At 57.5% G+C, this 20312-nt stretch carries 20 protein-coding genes; 6 read left to right on the forward strand and 14 right to left on the reverse strand.

Features of this window, described 5'->3' with window-relative positions; all coding sequences use genetic code 11:
- Window positions 1–27: 27 nt before the first annotated feature.
- The 10 genes from ERE07_RS12045 to ERE07_RS12090 all read right to left on the reverse strand — a co-directional run bounded on the left by ERE07_RS12045 (window position 28) and on the right by ERE07_RS12090 (window position 10548).
- Complete coding sequence (locus ERE07_RS12045; protein ID WP_130009071.1) at window positions 28–786, reverse strand: IclR family transcriptional regulator; 759 nt, start codon at window positions 784–786, stop codon at window positions 28–30.
- Window positions 787–799: 13 nt separating this feature from the next.
- Window positions 800–1966, reverse strand: coding sequence for an acyl-CoA dehydrogenase family protein (locus ERE07_RS12050; protein WP_130009072.1), 1167 nt, complete (start codon window positions 1964–1966; stop codon window positions 800–802).
- A complete protein-coding gene (locus tag ERE07_RS12055) occupies window positions 1963–3231 on the reverse strand; it encodes a CaiB/BaiF CoA transferase family protein (RefSeq protein ID WP_130009073.1) in 1269 nt (422 codons plus the stop codon). Before ERE07_RS12055 ends, ERE07_RS12050 begins: the two co-directional genes overlap by 4 nt.
- Window positions 3228–4226, reverse strand: a complete 999-nt coding sequence (locus tag ERE07_RS12060) for a Bug family tripartite tricarboxylate transporter substrate binding protein (RefSeq protein ID WP_425330978.1) — start codon at window positions 4224–4226, stop codon at window positions 3228–3230. The genes ERE07_RS12055 and ERE07_RS12060 overlap by 4 nt, the downstream gene beginning before the upstream one ends.
- 57 nt (window positions 4227–4283) lie before the next feature.
- Complete coding sequence (locus ERE07_RS12065) at window positions 4284–4664, reverse strand: cupin domain-containing protein (RefSeq protein WP_130009074.1); 381 nt, start codon at window positions 4662–4664, stop codon at window positions 4284–4286.
- Window positions 4665–4830: 166 nt separating this feature from the next.
- Window positions 4831–6024: a CaiB/BaiF CoA transferase family protein gene (locus ERE07_RS12070; RefSeq protein ID WP_130009109.1), complete on the reverse strand. Its 1194-nt coding sequence runs from the start codon at window positions 6022–6024 to the stop codon at window positions 4831–4833.
- Between the two features lie 62 nt (window positions 6025–6086).
- A complete protein-coding gene (locus ERE07_RS12075; RefSeq protein ID WP_245153678.1) occupies window positions 6087–7640 on the reverse strand; it encodes a tripartite tricarboxylate transporter permease in 1554 nt (517 codons plus the stop codon).
- A gap of 21 nt (window positions 7641–7661) precedes the next feature.
- On the reverse strand, window positions 7662–8177 hold the full coding sequence (locus ERE07_RS12080) for a tripartite tricarboxylate transporter TctB family protein (RefSeq protein ID WP_130009075.1): 516 nt from the start codon (window positions 8175–8177) through the stop codon (window positions 7662–7664).
- Window positions 8178–8199: 22 nt separating this feature from the next.
- The gene (locus ERE07_RS12085; protein WP_130009076.1) at window positions 8200–9216 is read right to left on the reverse strand and encodes a Bug family tripartite tricarboxylate transporter substrate binding protein; all 1017 of its coding nucleotides are present in this window, start codon (window positions 9214–9216) and stop codon (window positions 8200–8202) included.
- 117 nt (window positions 9217–9333) lie between these two features.
- Window positions 9334–10548, reverse strand: a complete 1215-nt coding sequence (locus ERE07_RS12090) for a pyridoxal-phosphate-dependent aminotransferase family protein (RefSeq protein WP_130009077.1) — start codon at window positions 10546–10548, stop codon at window positions 9334–9336.
- A gap of 114 nt (window positions 10549–10662) precedes the next feature.
- Between ERE07_RS12090 and ERE07_RS12095 the strand changes: the two genes are divergently transcribed.
- On the forward strand, window positions 10663–11394 hold the full coding sequence (locus tag ERE07_RS12095; protein ID WP_130009078.1) for a GntR family transcriptional regulator: 732 nt from the start codon (window positions 10663–10665) through the stop codon (window positions 11392–11394).
- Window positions 11395–11430: 36 nt separating this feature from the next.
- Complete coding sequence (locus ERE07_RS12100) at window positions 11431–14463, forward strand: FAD-binding and (Fe-S)-binding domain-containing protein (protein ID WP_130009079.1); 3033 nt, start codon at window positions 11431–11433, stop codon at window positions 14461–14463.
- Here ERE07_RS12100 and sodC read toward each other — a convergent pair.
- From sodC to ERE07_RS12110, 3 genes are read right to left on the reverse strand one after another with little or no spacing between them, the layout of a single operon-like run.
- Window positions 14456–14974, reverse strand: a complete 519-nt coding sequence (gene sodC, locus ERE07_RS12105; RefSeq protein ID WP_130009080.1) for a superoxide dismutase family protein — start codon at window positions 14972–14974, stop codon at window positions 14456–14458. The genes ERE07_RS12100 and sodC overlap by 8 nt on opposite strands.
- Before the next feature lie 16 nt (window positions 14975–14990).
- Window positions 14991–15137: a hypothetical protein gene (locus ERE07_RS21700; protein ID WP_167670862.1), complete on the reverse strand. Its 147-nt coding sequence runs from the start codon at window positions 15135–15137 to the stop codon at window positions 14991–14993.
- A gap of 42 nt (window positions 15138–15179) precedes the next feature.
- On the reverse strand, window positions 15180–15923 hold the full coding sequence (locus ERE07_RS12110; protein ID WP_130009081.1) for a sulfite exporter TauE/SafE family protein: 744 nt from the start codon (window positions 15921–15923) through the stop codon (window positions 15180–15182).
- 151 nt (window positions 15924–16074) lie between these two features.
- On the opposite strand from ERE07_RS12110, the gene ERE07_RS12115 reads away from it, so the two are divergent.
- The 4 genes from ERE07_RS12115 to ERE07_RS12130 all read left to right on the forward strand — a co-directional run bounded on the left by ERE07_RS12115 (window position 16075) and on the right by ERE07_RS12130 (window position 19827).
- Complete coding sequence (locus tag ERE07_RS12115) at window positions 16075–16977, forward strand: LysR family transcriptional regulator (RefSeq protein ID WP_130009082.1); 903 nt, start codon at window positions 16075–16077, stop codon at window positions 16975–16977.
- A 429-nt stretch (window positions 16978–17406) separates the two neighbouring features.
- On the forward strand, window positions 17407–18045 hold the full coding sequence (locus tag ERE07_RS12120; protein WP_130009111.1) for a carbonic anhydrase: 639 nt from the start codon (window positions 17407–17409) through the stop codon (window positions 18043–18045).
- Between the two features lie 30 nt (window positions 18046–18075).
- A complete protein-coding gene (locus ERE07_RS12125; protein WP_130009083.1) occupies window positions 18076–18387 on the forward strand; it encodes a YkgJ family cysteine cluster protein in 312 nt (103 codons plus the stop codon).
- 393 nt (window positions 18388–18780) lie between these two features.
- Entirely contained in the window at window positions 18781–19827 is a 1047-nt protein-coding gene (locus ERE07_RS12130) for a porin (RefSeq protein WP_130009084.1), read from the forward strand.
- An 84-nt stretch (window positions 19828–19911) separates the two neighbouring features.
- Here the strand turns inward: ERE07_RS12130 and ERE07_RS12135 are convergent, their stop codons facing one another.
- Complete coding sequence (locus ERE07_RS12135) at window positions 19912–20181, reverse strand: DUF2306 domain-containing protein (protein ID WP_130009085.1); 270 nt, start codon at window positions 20179–20181, stop codon at window positions 19912–19914.
- Window positions 20182–20312 lie beyond the last annotated feature (131 nt).

The following is a 20312-nucleotide window of genomic DNA, read 5'->3' on the forward strand; positions in this document are numbered from 1 at the left end:
CTTCGTTGTTGAACCGCCCTGCCTGGGCTACAGATTTTGTTCAATAAAGCGGCAGGCCACCCGTAGTTTTCGGGCATGCTCCTCCAATTGACTTTCTATGCGGTATAGGGGCCCCGCGATCGAAATCGCGTAATGGCCGCCCGAAAGCATCAGGGGCCAGGCAATGGCGCCCACATCGCGCATGGATTCGCCGCGATTGGCGAACCAGCCGCGCTCGAGCGAAGCCTTGATGTCCAACTCGATGTCCGCAAGGCTAACAAGCGTACGCTCGCTGTAACGTTTGAGTGGGCGGCCTTCCAGCAGGCGCTTGCGTTCGGTCTCATCCATGGTCGACAGCAACGCTTTGCCCAGCGAATTGGCATGCAAGTCTTTTCGTTCGCCAGGCACAGCAACATAGCTGATGGGATTAGGGGACGGCAGCACTTCGAGATACACCACACGCTGATCCTGCCCCACCTTGGCCAGCACAATGGTCTCGGATGTGGTTTGCCGCAACTCTTCAAGACTGGGCTCCACCTTTTCCAGAATAGGATCCGCGCGCGATATGCGGTGAGCCATGGCGAGTAGCCGGCCGGTTGGATAATACCCTTGCCGCCGACCCGTTTCATAGAGATAGCCCAGGCTGGTCAGGGTGCGCAGCAGGGCCAGGCAGCTTGAAACCGGCGCATCCAGCTGCCTGGCCAGTTCCGACAAAGCCAGCGGCCTGGCCTCCCGGGCAAATATTTCGATGATTTCAATCACCCGCAACGCTGTCTTGACGTTGCTTTCATTTTTTCGGTCAGACATGACCACACAATCCTCAGTACGATTTAGGCAGCCCCAGTACTTTCTCGGCGATGAAGCACATGATCAACTGCGGGCTGACGGGCGCGATCCGCGGGATGAAGCTTTCACGCAAATAGCGCTCGACATGATACTCCTTGGCATACCCCATGCCGCCCAGCGTCAGCACAGCTGTCTGGCAGGCATTGAATGCAGCTTCGGCAGCCAGGTACTTGGCCGAGTTGGCAAACTCGCCGCAGGGCATGCCTTCGTCATAAAGCCATGCCGCTTTGCGCACCATCAGGTCGGCGGCCTCCAGTTGCATCCAGGCTACGGCCAATGGGTGCTGAACACCCTGGTTCTTGCCGATCACCCGTCCAAACACCACGCGCTCATTTGCGTAGGCAACTGCCTTGGACAAGGCCGCGCGGCCAAGCCCGACCGCCTCGGCGGCGATCAGTATGCGCTCCGGATTCAGACCATGCAGAATGTACTCAAATCCTCTGCCCTCCTCGCCGATGCGATGGTCAGCCGGTATTCTGAGGCCATCGATGAACAGCATATTGGAGTCCACTGACTTGCGGCCCATTTTCTCGATCTCGCGCACCTCAATCCTGCTTCGATCAATATCCGTGTAGAACAAGGACAGGCCTTGCGTCGGTTTTTTTACATCAGACAATGGCGTCGTGCGGGCCAGCAGCAACATCTTGTCCGCCACCTGCGCGGTCGATATCCAGATCTTGCGGCCATGCACGACATACTCGTCGCCATCGCGCTGTGCGCGCGTTGTCAGTTTGGTCGTATCAAGGCCAGCATCTGGCTCCGTCACCGCAAAACACGCCTTCTGCTCGCCCTTGATCAAAGGCGGCAGTGCCGCTGCCTGCTGCGCTTCGCGACCGAACACCACAACAGGATTCAAGCCGAAAATATTCATATGAACTGCCGATGCGCCGGAAAATCCGGCCCCCGAGGCCGAGATGGCCTGCATCATCAAGGCCGCTTCGGTCATGCCCAACCCGGATCCACCGAACTGTTCGGGCATGGCAATACCCAGCCAGCCACCGTCGGCAAGGTCGCGGTGAAAGGCGTGAGGATATGCGCCATCACGGTCTCTTTCCAGCCAGTAATCATCCGGATATTGGCTGCAAACGGCTTCGATGCCAGCAACCAGGGCCTGCTGCTCGTCAGTCAGTACAAAACTCATGTTGTTGTTCCATTGTGGTGAGTGTCGCGCACAGCCGCGCCGGCATCGACCATTGCGGCAACCGCCGATTCATCAAATCCCGCTTCGAGGAGAAGCTCTTGCGTGTGCTCGCCAAGGCGAGGCGCATTCCTGCGTATGCTGAGCGGCGTTTCAGAATAGTTGCCAACAGGCGCCGGCGTACGCAGGCTTCCTTCCGAAGCATGCTCAAGATGCTTGAGCATGCCGACTTCCCGCAAATGAGGGTCTTCTATCAAGTCGTCCACGCTGTACAGCGGCGCAACCGGTATATCCGCCTTGTCGAACGCTCCCAGCCAGTAAGCGCTCGTTCGGGTTGCAATGGTTTCGGCTACAAGCCGGTAGGCTTCGTCGATATGCTCGGCGCGGGCGGTATGAGAACAGAATCGGGCATCCTGCAATAGATCCGCGCGATTTATCAAGTGAAAGAACTTGGACCAATGCTTGTCGTTGTAAATCAGCAGACTGATATGCCCATCCAGTGTCGCGTACGGTCGACGGTACGAAACAAGCAAACGCGAATACCCCGTATCACCCGCGGGAGGGTCGAACGTTTTACCGCCCAGATGATCGCCCAGCACCAGTTGGGACATGGCTTCGAACATAGGCACCTCGATCGCCTGGCCCCGCCCGGACATGCGGGCGCGCAGTACACCCGCAAGCATGGCAATCGCCACGTGCATGCCGACCGCACGATCCGCAAGGGTCAACGGCGCGTAACGGGGCACATCGCCCGAATTCTGCTGATACAGCGATGGAATCGCCGTCATGCCCTGAATCAGGTCATCATAGGCGGGCCTGCCTGCATAGGCTCCCCCCGAACCGAAGCCATATGCACCGACATAAACAATGCGAGGATTCACAGCCGCCACATCGTCATAGGCCAGCCCCAGCCGCGCCATGGCCTGCGGCCGGGTGTTATAAAGCAGCACGTCCGCCGTTCTGGCGAGCGCCAGGCAAGCTTCACGCCCCGGGGCAGTCTTGAGATCAAGTGCAACAGACCGCTTGTTCCGATTCAAGTGCAGATAAATCGCGCCCATGCCTGGATTTCGCATAGGCCCCACCGCCCGCATGTTATCGCCAGCGGGGGGTTCCAGCTTGATCACATCAGCGCCCAGATCACCCAGTATCTGGGTTGCATAAGGCCCCATCACCACAGCACTCAAATCAAGAATGCGGATGCCTTCCAACGGGCCGGCGGCCTGCGGACAAGACACTGTCGAAGCAGTTTCCACATTGCGCTGGCTCATTGCGGTGCGATGTTCGCAGCCTTGATCAACGCTCCCCAGAGCTGGTACTGATCACTCACAAACTTGGCAAATTCTTCGGGCGTACCACTGAACGCGTCAAAACCCAGTTGCGCCAGCCTCGCTTTCACGTCCGGATCGGCCACGATTTTGTTGATGGCTGTATTCAACGTTGCCACTATGTCGGGCGACATCCCTGCAGGCCCGAAATAGCCATTCCATGAATTGATATCAAAATTGGGAACACCAGCCTCTTCCATGGATGGCAAATCAGGCAGCAACTGGCTTCTTGCGGCAGTCGACACCGCCAGCGCGCGCAGTCGGCCATTGTCCACGAACGGCTTTCCTGACGTCACATCCGTGAACATGAAATCAACCTGGCCGCCTACAAGATCCGTCAATGCCTGGGGCGTGCCTTTGTACGGTACATGCAGGAGATCGAGCCCTGCCGCCACGCCCAGTGTTCCGCCAGCAACAATGCCGGTGCTGTTGCCACTGGCATAGGTAACATCGCCAGGATGCGCCTTGGCATAATCAACCAGATCCTGCACAGTTTTGTAGGGCCTCGAAGGATTGGTGACGAGCAGAAAGGGGAGATTTCCGCCACGCGCAATCGGGGTGAAATCCTTCACTGGGTCATACGACACGTCTTTCATGAGCCAGGGCGCCGCGGAATGCGAGGTATTCGTGGTAACAAACAGGGTGTAGCCATCAGGCTTGGCCTGCGAGACAAACTTGGCGGCTATCGTTGCATTCGCACCGGGCTTGTTCTCAACGACAACAGGCTGGCCCAGCTGTTTGCTTAGCTCTTCCGCAAAAATGCGGCCCACTGAGTCTGTGCCCGACCCTGCCGGGAACGGCACAACCAGGCTGATAGGCCGCTCCGGATAAGCGGCGAACGCCATGCTGGCGCAAAACGCCAGCCCCACGCCCACCGCAGCCAATGTCAGTTTCCCTGCCAGGCCGTGCCTGCTCTTCTGTATGAATGCATTGTTCATGTCGTCTCCTTTGCCGGCGTGATTGGCCGATCGTAGAATCGTGTTTCCCAAGGGGCCTTAGCGCATGACCCGATCGGGGTTTTCCTCGTAAGGCGGGGTATAAATCACCAACACTCTGGCCGGCTCATCGCTGGTGACCGTAAAAATGTGTTTTTTGTCCGGCGGAAAATAGCAGCAGTCGCCTGGCCGCAACTCCCCCCGCTCACCCTCCACCTCAACGATTGCAGAGCCGGAAAGCAAATAGCACACCTGTTCTATATTCGGGTGCGCATGTGGCAACGCCCCCTGGTTTTTTTCTATCGTGCCGACCAATACTTCTACCTGCCGCGCGCCAACGGTATCTGGGCCGATGAGTCGCCGATTGACCGTGCCACGATGATTGGCAGGTGAGTATCCCTCGACATCCTGCTCGCGCACTATCCATGCGGGCTTATTCATTACACATCTCTAAATTTTATATATGTGTAATTATTTTCACACACATAAAATTTCTGCGCAACGAAAAAATGCCCCCGGCCAGAAAAAAAATGCAACAGTCCGGCTTACCGGGCTGTTGCACAGCGGTGCCGCCCTGGCGGCATGACTCGAATCGAACAATGCAGAATCAGGAGGCCATGGAAGCCTTGGGCGTCTCCACGACCCCCTCATCAATAAATGCATCTATTTCGGCCTGACTATACCCATACCCTGTCAGCAACTCCCGAGTATGCTCGCCCAACATAGGCGCAGGTCTGGTGACCTGAGTGGGCGTTTTCGAAAAGTGAACAGGACATCCGAGTGACTGGGTCAGCCCGGCTTCAGGGTGGTTCAGTTCCACCACCATGCCCCGTGCCTTGGCCTGCGGATGCGAGAGTGCCTGGGCAATGGAATGGACCGGGCCGACCGGCACGCCTGCCTGATCAAACGCGCTCAGCCAGTGCGCTTGATCGTACTGAATCAATACACGCTCCATATCCTGAACCAGGCTATCCAGATTCTCCATGCGGGCCGTATTGCTGGCGTAGCGGGCATCTGCACACCACTCGGGATGTCCCAGCACCAGGGCGATACGTTCCCAATTGGCCTGATTGGCGCCGCCAATATTGATCCAGCCATCCGCCACGCGAAACGCCTGATAGGGTGCGGCCAGAAGGTGTGCGGATCCTGTCGGGGCAGGAGACTGGCCGGTCGCAAAGTACATGGCTGCATGCCAGTACGTTTGCTGAAGGCCTGCCTCCATCAGCGAAGTATCGACAACCTGGCCCTCGCCAGTTCGCAGCTTGTGAACGTAAGCCGCGATAATGCCTACGGTTGCCAGGATGCCCGCGTTGATATCGGCAATGGAGTTTCCTGTCTTGACGGGTGGCCTGCCCGGCTCGCCAGTGATCGACATCAAGCCGGTAAACCCTTGGGCAATCAGGTCAAAGCCGGCCTTATCGCCGTAAGGCCCATCCCTGCCGTAGCCCGACACGGCGCAATAAATCAAACCTGGGTTGACGCCAGACAATACGTCATAGCCCAGGCCTAGTTTCTCCAGAGTGCCGCGTCGATAGTTTTCTGTCAGCACATCGGCGTCACGCACCATGCGCAGCAGGATCTCCCGCCCCTGCGGCTTCTTCAAATTGAGCGCAATACCGCGTTTGTTGCGATTCAATATCATGAACGGCGCCGATACCCCGTTGACGCGTGGCTCCCGATACCCGCGTGAATCATCACCACCAGGCAGTTTCTCCACCTTGACGACGTCGGCGCCCATATCGGCCAGCATCATTCCGCAGGTTGGTCCTGCCATGATCTGCGCAAGCTCCAGGACGCGCATACCCGCGAGGGGCCCAGTGTGAGTGGACTCGCCAGGGGTCGGAACATCAGATTTTCTGTGCATTATCTCGCAGCCCCCGCATCATCAACCGGTCGAGCGGGTGGCGGGCCTTTGGGGCCTCCTGTCATTCTGCGCACGCCTTTCCATGCCAGCACCAGCAAAGGCCAGAAAAGCATGATGATGGCCAGGGTGGTGATCGTACCCACCAGTGAATTCGCCCAGAAAAGATGCAGGCCGGTTCCAGGTCCAAGCATGGACTGACGGAAGGCATCTTCCATGCGATCCCCCAACACAAGCGCCAGTATCATTGGCGCCAGTGGATAGGACAGCTTTTTGAGCACATAGCCGATCACGCCAAACAACAGCATGAACCAGACATCAAGCATCGCGTTGTTCACCGAATATGCACCAATGGCGCAAACCACAATAATGATGGGCGCCACGATGGCAAATGGTATGCGCAGTATGGCCGCAAACAGGGGCACAGTACTCAGCACAATAATGAGCCCGACAAAATTACCCAGGTACATGCTGGCGATCAGACCCCAGACAAACTCTTTCTGCTCCACAAAAAGCAGCGGCCCGGGCTGAAGCCCCCATATCATCAATCCGCCCAGCAACACTGCTGCCGTGGCAGAACCAGGAATACCCAACGCAAGCATAGGCAGCAATGCCGATGTTCCCGACGCATGCGCGGCGGTTTCAGGCGCAACAACCCCCTCCAGTTCGCCCGTACCGAATTTATGCCCATTGCGTGAAAACCGCTGGGCCAAGCCATACCCCATGAACGAAGCAGCCGTGGCGCCGCCGGGCGTGACACCCATCCAGCAGCCCACCACTGTACTGCGTACAAGCGTTACCCAGTATTTGGGCATCATCCGCCAAGTCTGCAACACCACCTTCAGATTGATCTTGCCGCTCTTGCCCTCGAATTTCAGCCCTTCTTCCATGCTGACCAGAATTTCGCCAATGCCGAAGAGGCCAATCACAACCACCAGAAAATCAACCCCTCGCAACAATTCAGACCAGCCGAATGTCATGCGCAGGCCGCCGCTTACGGTATCCATGCCGATGGCCGCCAGCCCAAACCCAAGCATCATGGAAATTACGGTTTTGAAGGGTGTCTTTCTGTCAGTGCCGACAAAACTGCAAAAGGTCAGCAGGAACACGGCAAAGAATTCTGCCGGCCCGAACCGCAAGGCAAAGCGCGACACCATGGGCGCCAGAAAGGTAATCAGCAACACACCCGAGAGCGCACCGAAGAACGAGCCGGTGAACGACGCAGTCAATGCCTGTCCGGCCTTGCCCTGCTGCGCCAACGGATAGCCATCGAACGTGGTCGCAACGGACGATGTCTCTCCCGGTATGTTGAAGAGTATGGATGTGATTGCGCCTGCGAACAACGAGCCCCAATAAATGCAGGACAACATAATGATGGCCGAGGTGGGCGGCATGGTGAACGTCAGCGGAAGCAGTATGGCTACGCCATTGGGTCCGCCCAGCCCAGGCAATACGCCGATCACCACGCCCAATACCAGGCCTATCAACATCATCCCAATGTTGTACCAACTCAGGACCGTTGCAAATCCGTGAAACAAAGCGCCGAGTTCATCCACGTACATTCTCCCTTTGCTGCATCAGTAGCCCAGATAAGTTTCAAGCGGCCCTTTGGGCAGCGGCACCATGAACTGAACCTCGAACATCCAGAACAAAAGCAAGGTAACGCCGAGGCTGATCAGTACCGTCTTGAGCCAGCCGATTTTCCCCAACAGGCGCATGAAACCGGCGATGAACAGCGCAGACGCAACGTAGATGCCGAGAAACTGAATCAGCAACACATAAAGCGCAGTGGGAAGCAGAACCAGCAGCACGAGGCGAAAACGATCCCATGTAACGAACACCTCGCGATTGCGCCGTTTTCCAAACAGCGACTGCGCCAGCACCGCCGCACTCGCAATGCACAGGATGATGCCGATGTGGTACGGAAAATACCCCGACTCTGGCCCGTTGTCGCCCCAAGTCACGCCCAGGCGCGAGTTGTCCACGATCATGACCACACCAATCAGGAATACGACGACCGCAGTGATCGCATCCACAGCGAAATGAGTCAGCCCGCCTTGCGGCGGACTGTCTTCTGTCGACTTCTGCTCCATTCGAAGCTCCCTTTCAGATCCGTTACTTGGCGGCGAGGCCGGCTTCGTTCATCAGGGTCTCGTGATAGTCTTCATCCTTCTCCAGAAAGGCCACAAAATCCTTGCCAGTCAGGTATTGGCCATTCAAGGCCTGCTTGGCCAGATAGTCTTTCCACTCCTGGGTTTCGCTCACCTTCTTGAGCACATCAGCGTAGTACTGCGCCTGCTCTGGCGTCGTATTGGGTGGCAGGAAAAAGCCGCGCAGCATCTGGTACTCCACGTCGTAACCGGATTCCTTGCAGGTCGGAATATCGGACCACGACAAATCGCCGGCCACTTTCTCCTGGTAGGGCATGCGCTCGTCCGAGAATACACACAAGGCGGTCACCTGCCCCGCCCGCCACTGGGCAATGTTTTCACTTGGATTATTGACGTTGGAGTCTGTGTGCTTGCCGACGAGCTGCGTCGCGGCCTCACCGCCACTCTTGTAAGGCACGTAGGTAAAATCGACGCCCGCCGCTTTTTCGAGCGCCACGGTAATGATCTGGTCTTCACGCTTGGCGCCCGTGCCGCCCATTTTGAAGCTGCCTGCCGGCTTGGCCTTTACGGCGTCAAGATAGTCCTTGGCCGTTTTGTAGCCTGCCTCGGCATTGGTCCACAACAGAAATTCGTCCTTGGCGATCATGGCAACGGGGTTCAGATCGCGCCAGTTGAATGGAAGCTTGACGGCGATAGGCAAGGTATAGATCGCAGAGAAAGCCACCATCAGCTTGTGCGGATTACCCGCTGAAGCCTTGGTATCCATGATGCCCTCCGCCCCGCTTGCGCCACCCTTGTTCAGCACAAGCGTGGACTGCTTCATGAGCTTGTGTTTGAGAATAATGCTTTGTATCGTCCGCGCCATCTGGTCGGAGGCTCCACCGGCGCCGGCGGGGACAATGATCTCAACGTTGCGCGTAGGTTCCCAGGCTTGGGCAGGCGATGCGCCAAGCGCAGCCAGAAGAAATAATGGGAGTACTGTGCAGGACTTTCCAGACAACCTGCGGATAGCTTTTTTCATGTGTGTCTCCTCCAGTTCGTGCTACGGAACCGCTCCAGCGGAGCAGCGATATGCGAGCCTTGTGGTCACTGCACGATGGCCCTGTCTTTATTGCTTTCGGGCCATTCGCTATGCTGTCTATGCAGCCTTTACTGCTTTCTGCTCAAAGGGCGAACTTGACTGCGCCAGTGAGGCCATCGCCGCCTGAACCCCTCCCTTCTGATAGGGCACGCCCGCCAGTTCCAGGCCCATCTCAATGCCTGCCAACGTGCCGCACAGCGTCAAATCATTGAAATAGCCAAGGTGCCCTATGCGAAATACCTTGCCGGACAGCTTGCTGAGCCCCTGACCCAGTGACATGTTGAAATGCTGCAGTACGGTCTTGCGAAACGCATCCGCCGAATGCCCCTCGGGCATGATCACTGCGGTCAGCACCGAACTGTATTGCGCAGGATCACGGCACAGGACTTCCAGCCCCCAAGCCTGCACCGCGGCGCGGGTCGCTTCGCCATGGCGACGGTGCCGCGCGAAAACATTGTCCAGGCCCTCCTCGAACAGCATTTCCAACGCCTCATGCAGGCCATACAACAAGTTGGTGGCAGGCGTGTAAGGAAAATAACCACTCGGGTTAATCGCCAGCATCTCCTTCCAATCCCAATACGATCTGCGCAGGCCGGCCTTGTCGGACGCCGCCAGCGCCTTTGCACTGATCGCATTGAAAGACAACCCTGGCGGCAACATCAATCCCTTTTGCGAACCAGACACTGTAACGTCAACCCCCCATTCATCATGCCTGTAATCAATGGAGCCAAGCGACGAAATCGTGTCAACCATCAACAGCGCGGGATGCCCACTGGCATCGATTGCCTGACGTATTGCCTGCACATCTGTCACGACACCGGTTGCGGTTTCATTGTGCACGACACACACTGCCTTATAGCGATGCGCTTGATCACTTTCCAGCAGCGTCTGCACTTGTGCGGGGTCGGCGCCATGGCGCCAGTCGCCATCCATGAACGTCACCTTCAGGCCCAGTCTCTCGGCCATTTTTTTCCAGAGCATCGCAAAATGCCCCGTCTCGGCCATCAAGACCTCATCGCCAGGCGACAGCGTGTTAACCAGCGCAGCCTCCCACGCCCCCGTACCCGAGGCGGGATATATCACCACATCGCCTTCGGTCTTGAAAATCTTCTTCATGCCCGAAAGCACGGCCTTGCCCATCACACCAAACTCGGGCCCGCGATGGTCAATCGTCACGTTATCGATGGCGCGGAGCACGCGGTCCGGCACATTGGACGGTCCCGGGATCTGCAGAAAATGGCGACCAGACGGATGTGACTGTAGGGGAATCATGCCCTGCTCCTAGTTATTTTGGTATACAAAATTCCAACATTGAGAAATAATACTCATCCAATACCACTCTTAGCAAGTAAAATCTGATTTGAAGAAAATATTTTGGTATACCTAATGATCAGAATAGAGGACGACGACCCTGCAGCCGCTCGCAGCCCTGCAGTCGAGGCCAGCCCCCCTGCGATCGACAGGCGCACGCTGCCTACCGCTATCGCGGATCGCCTGCGGGAAATGATCATCGAGGGCGAGCTCGTTTCGGGCGCCCGGCTCAACGAAAGGCTGCTGTGCGATCGGCTGCAGGTGTCACGCACCCCGCTACGCGAGGCCTTTCGCCTGCTCAACGCCGACGGGCTGATCACCCTGCAACCCAACCGCAGCGCGCAGGTTGTCTCTTTGTCGGAGCATGACATCCGCGAAAGCTTTGAAGTCATGGGAGCCCTGGAAGCACTCTCGGGCGAGCTCGCCTGTCAACGCATTACCAATCAGGAGGTCATCGAATTGCGCGCCTTGACGTTCGAGATGCAAGCCTGCCACGCGCGAGGCGATCTATCTTCCTACTATCACGTCAATCGCGAAATTCATGACCGCATCAACACCGCGAGCCATAACACCCTGCTCTCGCAGGTTTACAAGAACATCAATTTGCGCCTGCAGAATCTGCGATTTCGGTCTAATCTGAATCAGGACAAATGGGACGCGGCCATGCGGGAACATGCCGATATGGTCGATGCGCTCGAGGCACGCGATGGGCCACGGCTGGCAACCATCATGCGCAACCATCTGCGCCGCAAGGGTGAAGCTGTGCTCGAAGGACTGCGGCAAGCGCTGCCGCCTCATCACGGCTAGTATCTCCACCACTCACTGCACCTATCAGGATCCTCAATGAACGCGCCACACCCACCCTCCGGCATTCACCTTCAGCACGCCAAACAGCAAGCGCTGGCTGCGCGCCTGAAAAACGTTGTTGCCGGCGAAGTATTGTTTGGCGCGGCGGACAGGGGAAGGTACGCCACCGATGCTTCCATTTATCAAATCGACCCGGTGGGAGTCCTGATTCCACGTACCAGCGAAGATGTCGTCGCTGCGCTCGAACTGTGCCAGGAACTGCAGATGCCGGTATTGCCGCGCGGCGCTGGCACCTCGCAATGCGGTCAGACGGTCGGCGCAGCCCTCGTCATCGACAATAGCAAGTATCTGAACCAGATTACAGACTTCGACCCGGAAGCCATGACTGTCACGGTGCAGCCAGGCATCGTGCTCGATCATCTCAATGCATGGCTGCGGCCGCACGGACTCTGGTTTCCGGTTGACGTCAGCACCGCAGCCCAATGCACGATTGGCGGCATGGCAGGCAACAACTCCTGTGGCTCTCGGTCTATTGCCTATGGCAACATGGTGCACAACGTCGAAAGCATCGACGCGCTGCTCATGGACGGCACCAAAGCCTGTTTTGCGGACGTTCATCGCATGAACCATGCACCGAAGCGGGTGCGCGATATCTTGCAGACTGTAGCGGACATTGCCCAGCGCGAACACGACGAAATCGCCGAACGCGTACCGGCGGTGCTGCGCCGCGTTGGCGGCTACAACCTCGACATCTATCGTCCTCAAGGGCCTCGCCCTTACGGCCCGCCGGGCAGTATCAATATGGCGCATTTGCTGGTGGGCAGCGAAGGTACGCTGGCCTATACGCGGCAAATCACCCTGCGGCTTGTTCCTCTGCCCGCCAGCAAGATGCTGGGCGTCGTCAATTTTCCGACCTTTTATCAGGCCATGGACATGACACGCCATATTGTCGAATTGGGCCCCTGTGCCGTCGAGCTCGTGGACCGGACGATGATAGACCTGGCACGCAGCAATCCGGCCTTCCGTCCAGTCATCGACAAGGCCTTGATCGGAGAACCGGACGCCATTTTGCTGGTCGAGTTCTCCAGCGACAAGCCAGATCAAGACATCAGCAATCTCAAACGTCTGGTGGAACTCATGGCCGATCTGGGTTTGCCCGATGCCGTCGTGCAAATGACCGGCGCTGCAGAGCAAAAAGCCTTGTGGGACGTACGAAAATCCGGGCTCAACATCATGATGAGTATGCGAGGCGACGGCAAGCCTGTATCCTTTATCGAGGATTGCGCAGTTCCTCTTGAACATCTGGCCGAGTACACCAGTCGGCTCACCGAGGTCTTTCACAAGCACGGCACCCGCGGCACCTGGTATGCCCACGCCTCTGTGGGAACGCTACACGTACGGCCCATTCTTGACATGCGACGGAACGGCGCCGCGCAGATGCGCGCCATCGCCGAGGAAGCCGCAGCCATGGTGCGTGAATACAAGGGTGCGTTCTCGGGCGAACACGGCGACGGGCTGGTGCGCAGCGAATGGGTGGGCTGGCAATTCGGTCCGCGGCTCACCCGCGCGTTCGAGCAAGTAAAAGATAGCTTTGACCCGGACGGATTGATGAATCCAGGCAAAATCGTCCGTTGCAGCGCCATGGACGATACGTCTCTGTTCCGCTTTCCGCCCACCTATCGAACCATCTCCATCACACCTGCTCTGGACTGGTCGCCATGGAACGTAACCAGCGATCCATCCATCCAGTCCACCGGCGCGCCTGGATCCGGGAGCGACCCCACAGGCGGCTTGGCCAAAGCCGTGGAGATGTGCAATAACAATGGGCATTGCCGCAAGTTCGATGCCGGCACCATGTGTCCCAGCTATCGCGTCACCCGCGACGAAAAGCATTTGACGCGCGGCCGAGCCAACACCTTGCGCCTTGCACTATCGGGGCAGCTTGGCGCCGACGCGCTCGCATCCGACGCCGTCCGGGAAAGCCTGGATTTATGCGTGAGCTGCAAGGGATGCAAGCGCGATTGTCCAACAGGCGTCGACATGGCACGCATGAAAATTGAAGTCATGCACCAAAGGCAGCTCAAGCACGGTCTCGCGCTGAAAGACAGGCTGATCGCCACACTTCCACGCTGGGCGCCCTGGGCCGCGCGCATGCCATGGCTGGCCAACCTGCGCAATAATGTGCCCGGGGCAGCTATGCTGATGGAAAAGCTGCTTGGATTTTCCGCAAAGCGCACGCTGCCAGCCTGGCGGCGCAATTCCTTCCTGGGCAGCGCGGTATCAGTCGATGCCGAGCATGCGGATGTCGTCCTCTTCGCCGATACGTTCAACAATTATTTTGAATCCGAGAATGCCCATGCCGCCCTCCGGGTGCTCCAGGCTGCGGGCTATCGCGTGCATGTCGCTCGCGCCAGCGCCAACGATAGCCAACCAAACAGACCGCTATGCTGCGGGCGTACCTACCTGGCCAGCGGCCTGATCGACCACGCACGCCACGAAGCCCAGCGTGTACTGCAGGCGCTGGGTCCGTACATCGAACGCGAGATACCCATCGTGGGCCTGGAACCCTCCTGCCTGCTAAGCCTGCGTGATGAGTTTCTGGTGATGGGGCTGGGTAGCCAGGCGGACGCACTGGCCAAGCACGCATTTCTTTTCGAGGAGTTTCTGGCGAAAGAACTGGACGCCCAACGACTCAGTCTCACTTTACATCCGCTTCGGCAAAAACACGCATTGCTGCATGGCCATTGCCATCAGAAAGCATTTGATGCGGTGAAACCAACTCTGCGCATTCTGTCGCTCATACCCGATCTTCACGTCCAGCAAATCGAGTCCAGTTGTTGCGGCATGGCCGGCAGCTTCGGCTACGATGCAAACCACTACGACGTGTCGATGAAAATGGCGGAACTGTCCTTGCTGCCGACGGTACGCGCAGCCGATGCCGACACGCTGCTGATCGCCGACGGTACCAGTTGTCGACACCAGATTGCAGATGGCACCCGGGCACATGGCGAACGCCGTGCCATCCATGTAGCCCGGGTTCTGGAACAAGCCCTGGCGCCCCTTACTTGATCACGCCGCAGGCCATGCGTCCACCCCCACCGCCCAGCGGCGCAGGATGGTCTGCATGGTTGTCCCCACCTTTGTGCACCATCAGCGCACGCCCTGAAACCTGATCAAGCTTGGTCAACCGGGGAGCGAGCACCGGGTTCGTTGCGCTACCGTCCGCGTCGACATACAACGCAGGCAAATCGCCCAGATGGCCATCTCCCCACGGGAATCCATGCTTGCCCGTTTTGTCGGGATCCAGATGCCCACCTGCGGCGCCGGCTGGCGTCCGCTTTCCATCCTTCTCCTGCGCATCGCAGCTCGGATTCTCATGAACATGGAACCCATGGATGCCCGGCTCCAGACCATTCAATGCCGGCGTGAAAACCAAGCCATACCTGGTTTCGGAAATAACCACCTTGCCTATCTCTGTGCCCGGCCCCTGCTCAGTGGCCAACGCCATGGGAACTGTAATGTCGGCTTGCGCCGCTGCACCCACGCACAGGCATGCTGCTGTCAGGGTATGTTTAATCATGACCTTCAAACTGCTGCTACCAGTATTCATTTCCGATCTCCAAAATTGAGGTATTGACGCCAGTCTCGAACATGAACATCGACATTGATGCCATCTGGGCAGCGCCAGCAATGGCCGTGCCTGCGGTCAATGCTGCAGGCATGGCATGCTGGCGCTTGTCCATGGCTCAACTATATGCTCAAGCGCAGAGGGTTTCATACCCTGCTCATGCCAAACAAGCGTTTACCAGCAGGTATCCGCCGAGCATCGCAATACTCCACAGAAAACATCGACGGAAAAGCGCTGGAGACAGTGACTTCCTCAACAACTGCCCAAGGTACATGCCAGCCAGCGCCGGGATTAACATGAAGAACGATGCACCCGCAGCGCCCAGTGAATAGCTGTCGTTCATCCACAACCCGGCTGCCAGCGCCACTGTGGAAACCGTGAATGAAATACCCATGGCCTGAATCAACGCATCCCGCCCAAGCCCCAACGCGCCCAGATAAGGTACGGCCGGAACCACGAAGACGCCCGTTGCGGCGGTCACCATGCCGGTTAGCGCGCCGATGATCGGACCCAGCCATTTATCCTGGCCTGCGGTCACAGAAAAAGACCGGCCTGACAAACCCCAGGCGCCATACGCGATCAAGGCCAGCCCCAGCGATGCGGACGCCCAAGCGCCCGCGGGAGCGCCCAGCAACTTGGCACCGACCAGTGTGCCCACGACGATGCCCCATTGCATCCCGCCTATCCGCCGGAGCACCGTCCATACCGATCCCGGTGGGCCTGCCTGCCAGACATTGGTGACCAAAGAAGGCATCACAAGCAGCGCCGCGGCCTGTGCCGGCGCCATGAACAGCGACAGTACTGCCATGGAGATCGTCGGCAAGCCCAGGCCCACCACGCCCTTGACCACGCCCGCAAACACAAAGACGCCAAGCACCAGCACCCAAGAATCCATCACCATGGCACAGTCCACTCCTGATTGGGTTTAGAGAACCGTTTTACAGAACCATCACTACAAACCATTCTGGCGCCAAAGTCGGCATTTTCCCATCGGGAAGTATCAAACTCTGCCTCAGGCACTACCTGAGGCAGAATATGCTATCATTTTCGCCATGCGCTTCGACCTCACTGATCTACGGCTTTTCCTGAATATCTACGAAGCCGGCACGATCACAGGCGGCGCCAGCCGTTCGCATATGACGCTGGCCTCGGCCAGCGAACGCATCAAAGGCATGGAAAGCGCACTCGGCATAGCGCTGCTTGTGCGCAAGCGCCGCGGTGTCCAATTGACACCCGCAGGTCGAACGCTGATGCATCATGCGCATATCGTCTTGCAACAAATGGACAGGCTGCGCGGCGAACTCAATCATTACGGCAAGGGCCTCAAGGGCCATGTGCGCCTGCTTTGCAACACCTCGGCCCTGAGCGAACACCTCCCAGATATTCTGGGCGACTTTCTCGTCAGCCATCCGCGCATTTCCATCGATATAGAAGAGCGCCTGAGCTATGAAATCGCCGATGCCATTCGCATGGGCATGGCAGATATGGGCATCGTCGCAGATTCGGCCAATCTTCAGGGGTTGGAAACCTATCATTTCCGACCCGATCCTCTGGCGCTGATCGTAAGCAAACAACATCCGCTCGCCAGGCACACATCGGCAAGTCTGGAAGACATCGTTGATCAGGACTTCGTTGGCCTGATTGAAGGCAGCGCCCTGCAGGAACACATAACTTTCCACGCACGCCAAATCGGAAAACTGCTGAACTACCGAGTACGATTGCGCAGCATCACCGCAATCTGCCGGATGGTGGGTCTGGGCATCGGGGTCGCTGTCGTACCCGAAAATGCCGCCCGCCGTCATGCCAGAACCGCAGGCATCAAGCGGCTCACGCTCACAGACGCATGGGCCACGCGAGACCTGCTGTTGTGCGTGCGCGCCAAACACGCACTACCTGCCTACGCCATACAAATGATGGATCACATCCTCGCTCCTTCTCCTGACAATTCGAGCTGACGGTGGATTACAGCCTCGCTTTCACTCCTGCCAGCTCGAGCTGACGATGGATCACAGCCTCGCTTTCACTCCTCCCAACTCTAGCTGACGATGGATCACAGCCTCGCTTCCACTCCTCCCAACTCTAGCTGACGATGGATCACAGCCTCGCTTTCACTCCTCCCAACTCTAGCTGACGATGGATCACAGCCTCGCTTCCACTCCTCCCAACTCTAGCTGACGATGGATCACAGCCTCGCTTCCACTCCTCCCAACTCTAGCTGACGATGGATCACAGCCTCGCTTCCACTCCTCCCAACTCTAGCTGACGCCGCACCCTGACCTTTCATCGCTAATCCTCCCTGCCTCGAAGATAAGGACCTGAGGCTTTAGGACTGGCCGCGCTGGAATAAAATCATGAACAACCAAACTGAACCCAGGAACTCATCCATGTTTCCACAACGACTGACCGATGGCTATAAATCATTTCTGAACGGAGAGCTGCCGCTACAGCGCGAGCGATACGAAGAGCTGGCCTCCAAAGGGCAACATCCCGAAATCATGGTCATCGGCTGTGGCGATTCCAGAGTGGCGCCCGAAACCATTTTTGATGCGGGCCCTGGCGAAATCTTCGTCATACGCAATATTGCCAACCTGGTCCCGCCTTGCGAAAGCGATGTGGAAACGTCATTCCACGGAACCAGCGCCGCCATTGAGTTTGGTGTCAATGCGCTGGAAGTCAAGCATATCGTCGTGCTGGGCCATGCAAGCTGCGGCGGTGTCAAAGCGTTTGCGGACAACGCCCCGCCCCTGACCAAGCGCAATTTCATCGGCAAATGGATGTCGCAGATTGCGCCTGTGGCAGAACGCCTGGGCCCTCCCACCGGCGACCGCCAAAGCTGGATCCGGCAGTTGGAATGGGCAGTCGTGGAACACAGCATGGAAAACCTGCTCACCTTCCCCACCGTACGTGAACGGGTTGAGCAAGGCAAACTGTTCATTCATGGCGCCTATTTTGGCGTAGCAACTGGCGTACTCTTCATGCGCAATCCCGCAACCGGAACGTTCGAACCCTATATGGATGTCTAAACCAGGCAAGCCGCATCACTATCCAACAGCATGAATTGTCGTCCTCATTGCGGCGCCTGCTGTATCGCGCCGTCCATCACCAGCCCCATTCCAGGCATGCCGGACGGCAAGCCTGCAGGCGTACGGTGTATTCAGTTGTCCGAGGATAACCGTTGCCGCATTTTCGGACACCCAGACCGTCCGGCGGTCTGCGCAGGCTTGCAGCCTGCGGCTGAGATGTGCGGAGCCAACGCCCAGGAAGCCGTGGCCTGGCTCACGCACCTGGAACGCGCAACGCGCCCGGCCCCAAAAACGTCAGATCCAGCCCCCACTGAAGCACATCCGCTGATGCATACCCGCTGATGCATACCCGCTGATGCATACCCACTGACGCGTACCCACTGATGCGTACCCACTGACGCGTACTCACTGATGCGTACTCACTGATGCATGCCCGTTGGCGCACAACAAAGCGAGCAGACTGTGACACGCGCATCGAATCGATGGGCAGGGTACATCGACTACGTCGTTGCGAGGTTCACTCCTTTCAAATACTCACTATTACTGTTCCGTACCCTAAAAAGCTTTCCCATCAAGCGATAATTTATTCCGTCCTATCCTTGGCGATGGCGCTTAATGCTGCGGGCCCTGTCCCGAGGCGTTCAATCATCTCCGCGTCGACGCCCGCTTAGGCCCCCTCCTCGTAACAACGAGGCTGCGGTACAACAAAACACATAAGAATAGTACGGAGACAATATGACTTTAAGAATGCCAGCATTGGCATGCGGCGTGCTGGCCGCAACACTCTGCGCAAGCGGTGCAGCATTTGCGCAATCCAGCGTTCAACTGTACGGACTTGTGGATGCCTGGGTCGGACTCCACAAGCCGCCCGGCGCCAGCGGACGCTTGTGGGCTCAGGGTGGCGGCGGCATGACGACGTCGTACTGGGGAATGAAAGGCAATGAGCAACTATCCAATGATTTCAATGCCATCTTCGCGCTCGAAGGATTCTTCCGACCCCAGACAGGGGAGGCAGGCCGTTTCAACGGCGACCCGCTGTTCTCCCGAAGCGCATACGTGGGTCTGCAAAGCAATGACGTGGGTACATTGACCGTTGGCCGCCTCACAACGCCATACTTTCTCTCTACCATTCTGTTCAATCCCTTCGGCGATTCCTACACGTTCTCTCCGGCCGTTTTTCATACCTATATGGGACTACAAGGGCAAGGCGTCAGCGGAGACTCTGGATGGAGCAACGCCGTCAAATACACAACGCCCAGCTTCAGTGGCCTGTCGGCAAACCTGATCTACGGCTTCAGTGATGAAGCCGGAAAGTCAGGCGATAACAAATGGGGTGCAAACGCCATGTACTTTAATGGCGAATTTTCTGCGACACTCGCTTACCAGCAAATCAAGTTCAACAACAAAGCCGGCGATCTCGACAGCATCATCGCCGGTTTCAAGAACCAACAGGCAACACAGATCGGCCTTGCCTATGATTTCGATGTGGTAAAACTGTTTGGCCAGTTTCAGTACATCAAGAACACCATCAGCAGTGGCAACATCTCCATGAAAGGAGGTCAGCTAGGAGTATCGGTACCCTTGGGCGGCGGCGAGGTACTGGCTTCCTATGGCTATACACGCAGTAGTGGTGCCAGTGATGTCAAACGCAACAGCTGGGCCGTTGGTTACGATTACAAGTTGTCCAGGCGCACCGATGTTTATGCCGCCTACTACAGCGACAAGGTCAGCAACCTGTCTCGGGGCGACACGATGGGCGTAGGGATTCGCACCAAATTCTAGAAAGATATCATGAAGTCAGATCGAAAAAGCGCGTGACCTGAGCGGGTCCACTCTTTCGATCTACCCACAGCTTTATCCTCGGCTTTAGCATCCGTGGCTTTGGCGATTGGTCGCGCCGGAATCCTTGTCGGAACGCGAAAGCCTTATCCATAATAACTTCCCATTCGATCTCGTCAATACATAGCGCCCGCCGCTCACCAGCGCCACGCCGATCAGTATCCAGGCCCATAACGGTACAGCCTGCTGCGAGGCGTCCGCTGTCGATACGCCAAACACCACGTCATGCATGATGCGGCCAGGTAAAACCGTAAAAAAGATGGCCAGCAGCAAGGCGTTATAAAAAGCGGATTTCATGAGATCGGCGGTAAGCGTCCGGGGAACTCATCTTGCTGAGTTAACGGCGTTAGCTACTTAAGCGGTTGGCACCCAGTTGTGCGGCAAGAGTTCGCCAATGCGGCTGGCCGGTTGTGTCGGTAGACGCGTAA

The sequence above is a fragment of the Allopusillimonas ginsengisoli genome (assembly GCF_004153455.1).
In the GTDB taxonomy this organism is placed as follows: Bacteria; Pseudomonadota; Gammaproteobacteria; order Burkholderiales; family Burkholderiaceae_B; genus Allopusillimonas; species Allopusillimonas ginsengisoli.

What these genes read in the sequence shown, in the direction of transcription:
- ERE07_RS12130 (WP_130009084.1), top strand. Translation starts at nt 18,781, where the DNA reads ATGACTTTAAGAATGCCAGCATTGGCATGCGGCGTGCTGGCCGCAACA.
- ERE07_RS12080 (WP_130009075.1), bottom strand. Translation starts at nt 8,177, where the DNA reads ATGGAGCAGAAGTCGACAGAAGACAGTCCGCCGCAAGGCGGGCTGACT.
- ERE07_RS12115 (WP_130009082.1), top strand. Translation starts at nt 16,075, where the DNA reads ATGCGCTTCGACCTCACTGATCTACGGCTTTTCCTGAATATCTACGAA.
- ERE07_RS12055 (WP_130009073.1), bottom strand. Translation starts at nt 3,231, where the DNA reads ATGAGCCAGCGCAATGTGGAAACTGCTTCGACAGTGTCTTGTCCGCAG.
- ERE07_RS12120 (WP_130009111.1), top strand. Translation starts at nt 17,407, where the DNA reads ATGTTTCCACAACGACTGACCGATGGCTATAAATCATTTCTGAACGGA.
- ERE07_RS12125 (WP_130009083.1), top strand. Translation starts at nt 18,076, where the DNA reads ATGAATTGTCGTCCTCATTGCGGCGCCTGCTGTATCGCGCCGTCCATC.
- ERE07_RS12095 (WP_130009078.1), top strand. Translation starts at nt 10,663, where the DNA reads ATGATCAGAATAGAGGACGACGACCCTGCAGCCGCTCGCAGCCCTGCA.
- ERE07_RS12090 (WP_130009077.1), bottom strand. Translation starts at nt 10,548, where the DNA reads ATGATTCCCCTACAGTCACATCCGTCTGGTCGCCATTTTCTGCAGATC.
- ERE07_RS12070 (WP_130009109.1), bottom strand. Translation starts at nt 6,024, where the DNA reads ATGCGCGTCCTGGAGCTTGCGCAGATCATGGCAGGACCAACCTGCGGA.
- ERE07_RS12045 (WP_130009071.1), bottom strand. Translation starts at nt 786, where the DNA reads ATGTCTGACCGAAAAAATGAAAGCAACGTCAAGACAGCGTTGCGGGTG.
- sodC (WP_130009080.1), bottom strand. Translation starts at nt 14,974, where the DNA reads ATGATTAAACATACCCTGACAGCAGCATGCCTGTGCGTGGGTGCAGCG.
- ERE07_RS12050 (WP_130009072.1), bottom strand. Translation starts at nt 1,966, where the DNA reads ATGAGTTTTGTACTGACTGACGAGCAGCAGGCCCTGGTTGCTGGCATC.
- ERE07_RS12110 (WP_130009081.1), bottom strand. Translation starts at nt 15,923, where the DNA reads ATGGTGATGGATTCTTGGGTGCTGGTGCTTGGCGTCTTTGTGTTTGCG.
- ERE07_RS12135 (WP_130009085.1), bottom strand. Translation starts at nt 20,181, where the DNA reads ATGAAATCCGCTTTTTATAACGCCTTGCTGCTGGCCATCTTTTTTACG.
- ERE07_RS21700 (WP_167670862.1), bottom strand. Translation starts at nt 15,137, where the DNA reads ATGGACAAGCGCCAGCATGCCATGCCTGCAGCATTGACCGCAGGCACG.
- ERE07_RS12085 (WP_130009076.1), bottom strand. Translation starts at nt 9,216, where the DNA reads ATGAAAAAAGCTATCCGCAGGTTGTCTGGAAAGTCCTGCACAGTACTC.
- ERE07_RS12060 (WP_425330978.1), bottom strand. Translation starts at nt 4,226, where the DNA reads ATGAACAATGCATTCATACAGAAGAGCAGGCACGGCCTGGCAGGGAAA.
- ERE07_RS12100 (WP_130009079.1), top strand. Translation starts at nt 11,431, where the DNA reads ATGAACGCGCCACACCCACCCTCCGGCATTCACCTTCAGCACGCCAAA.
- ERE07_RS12065 (WP_130009074.1), bottom strand. Translation starts at nt 4,664, where the DNA reads ATGAATAAGCCCGCATGGATAGTGCGCGAGCAGGATGTCGAGGGATAC.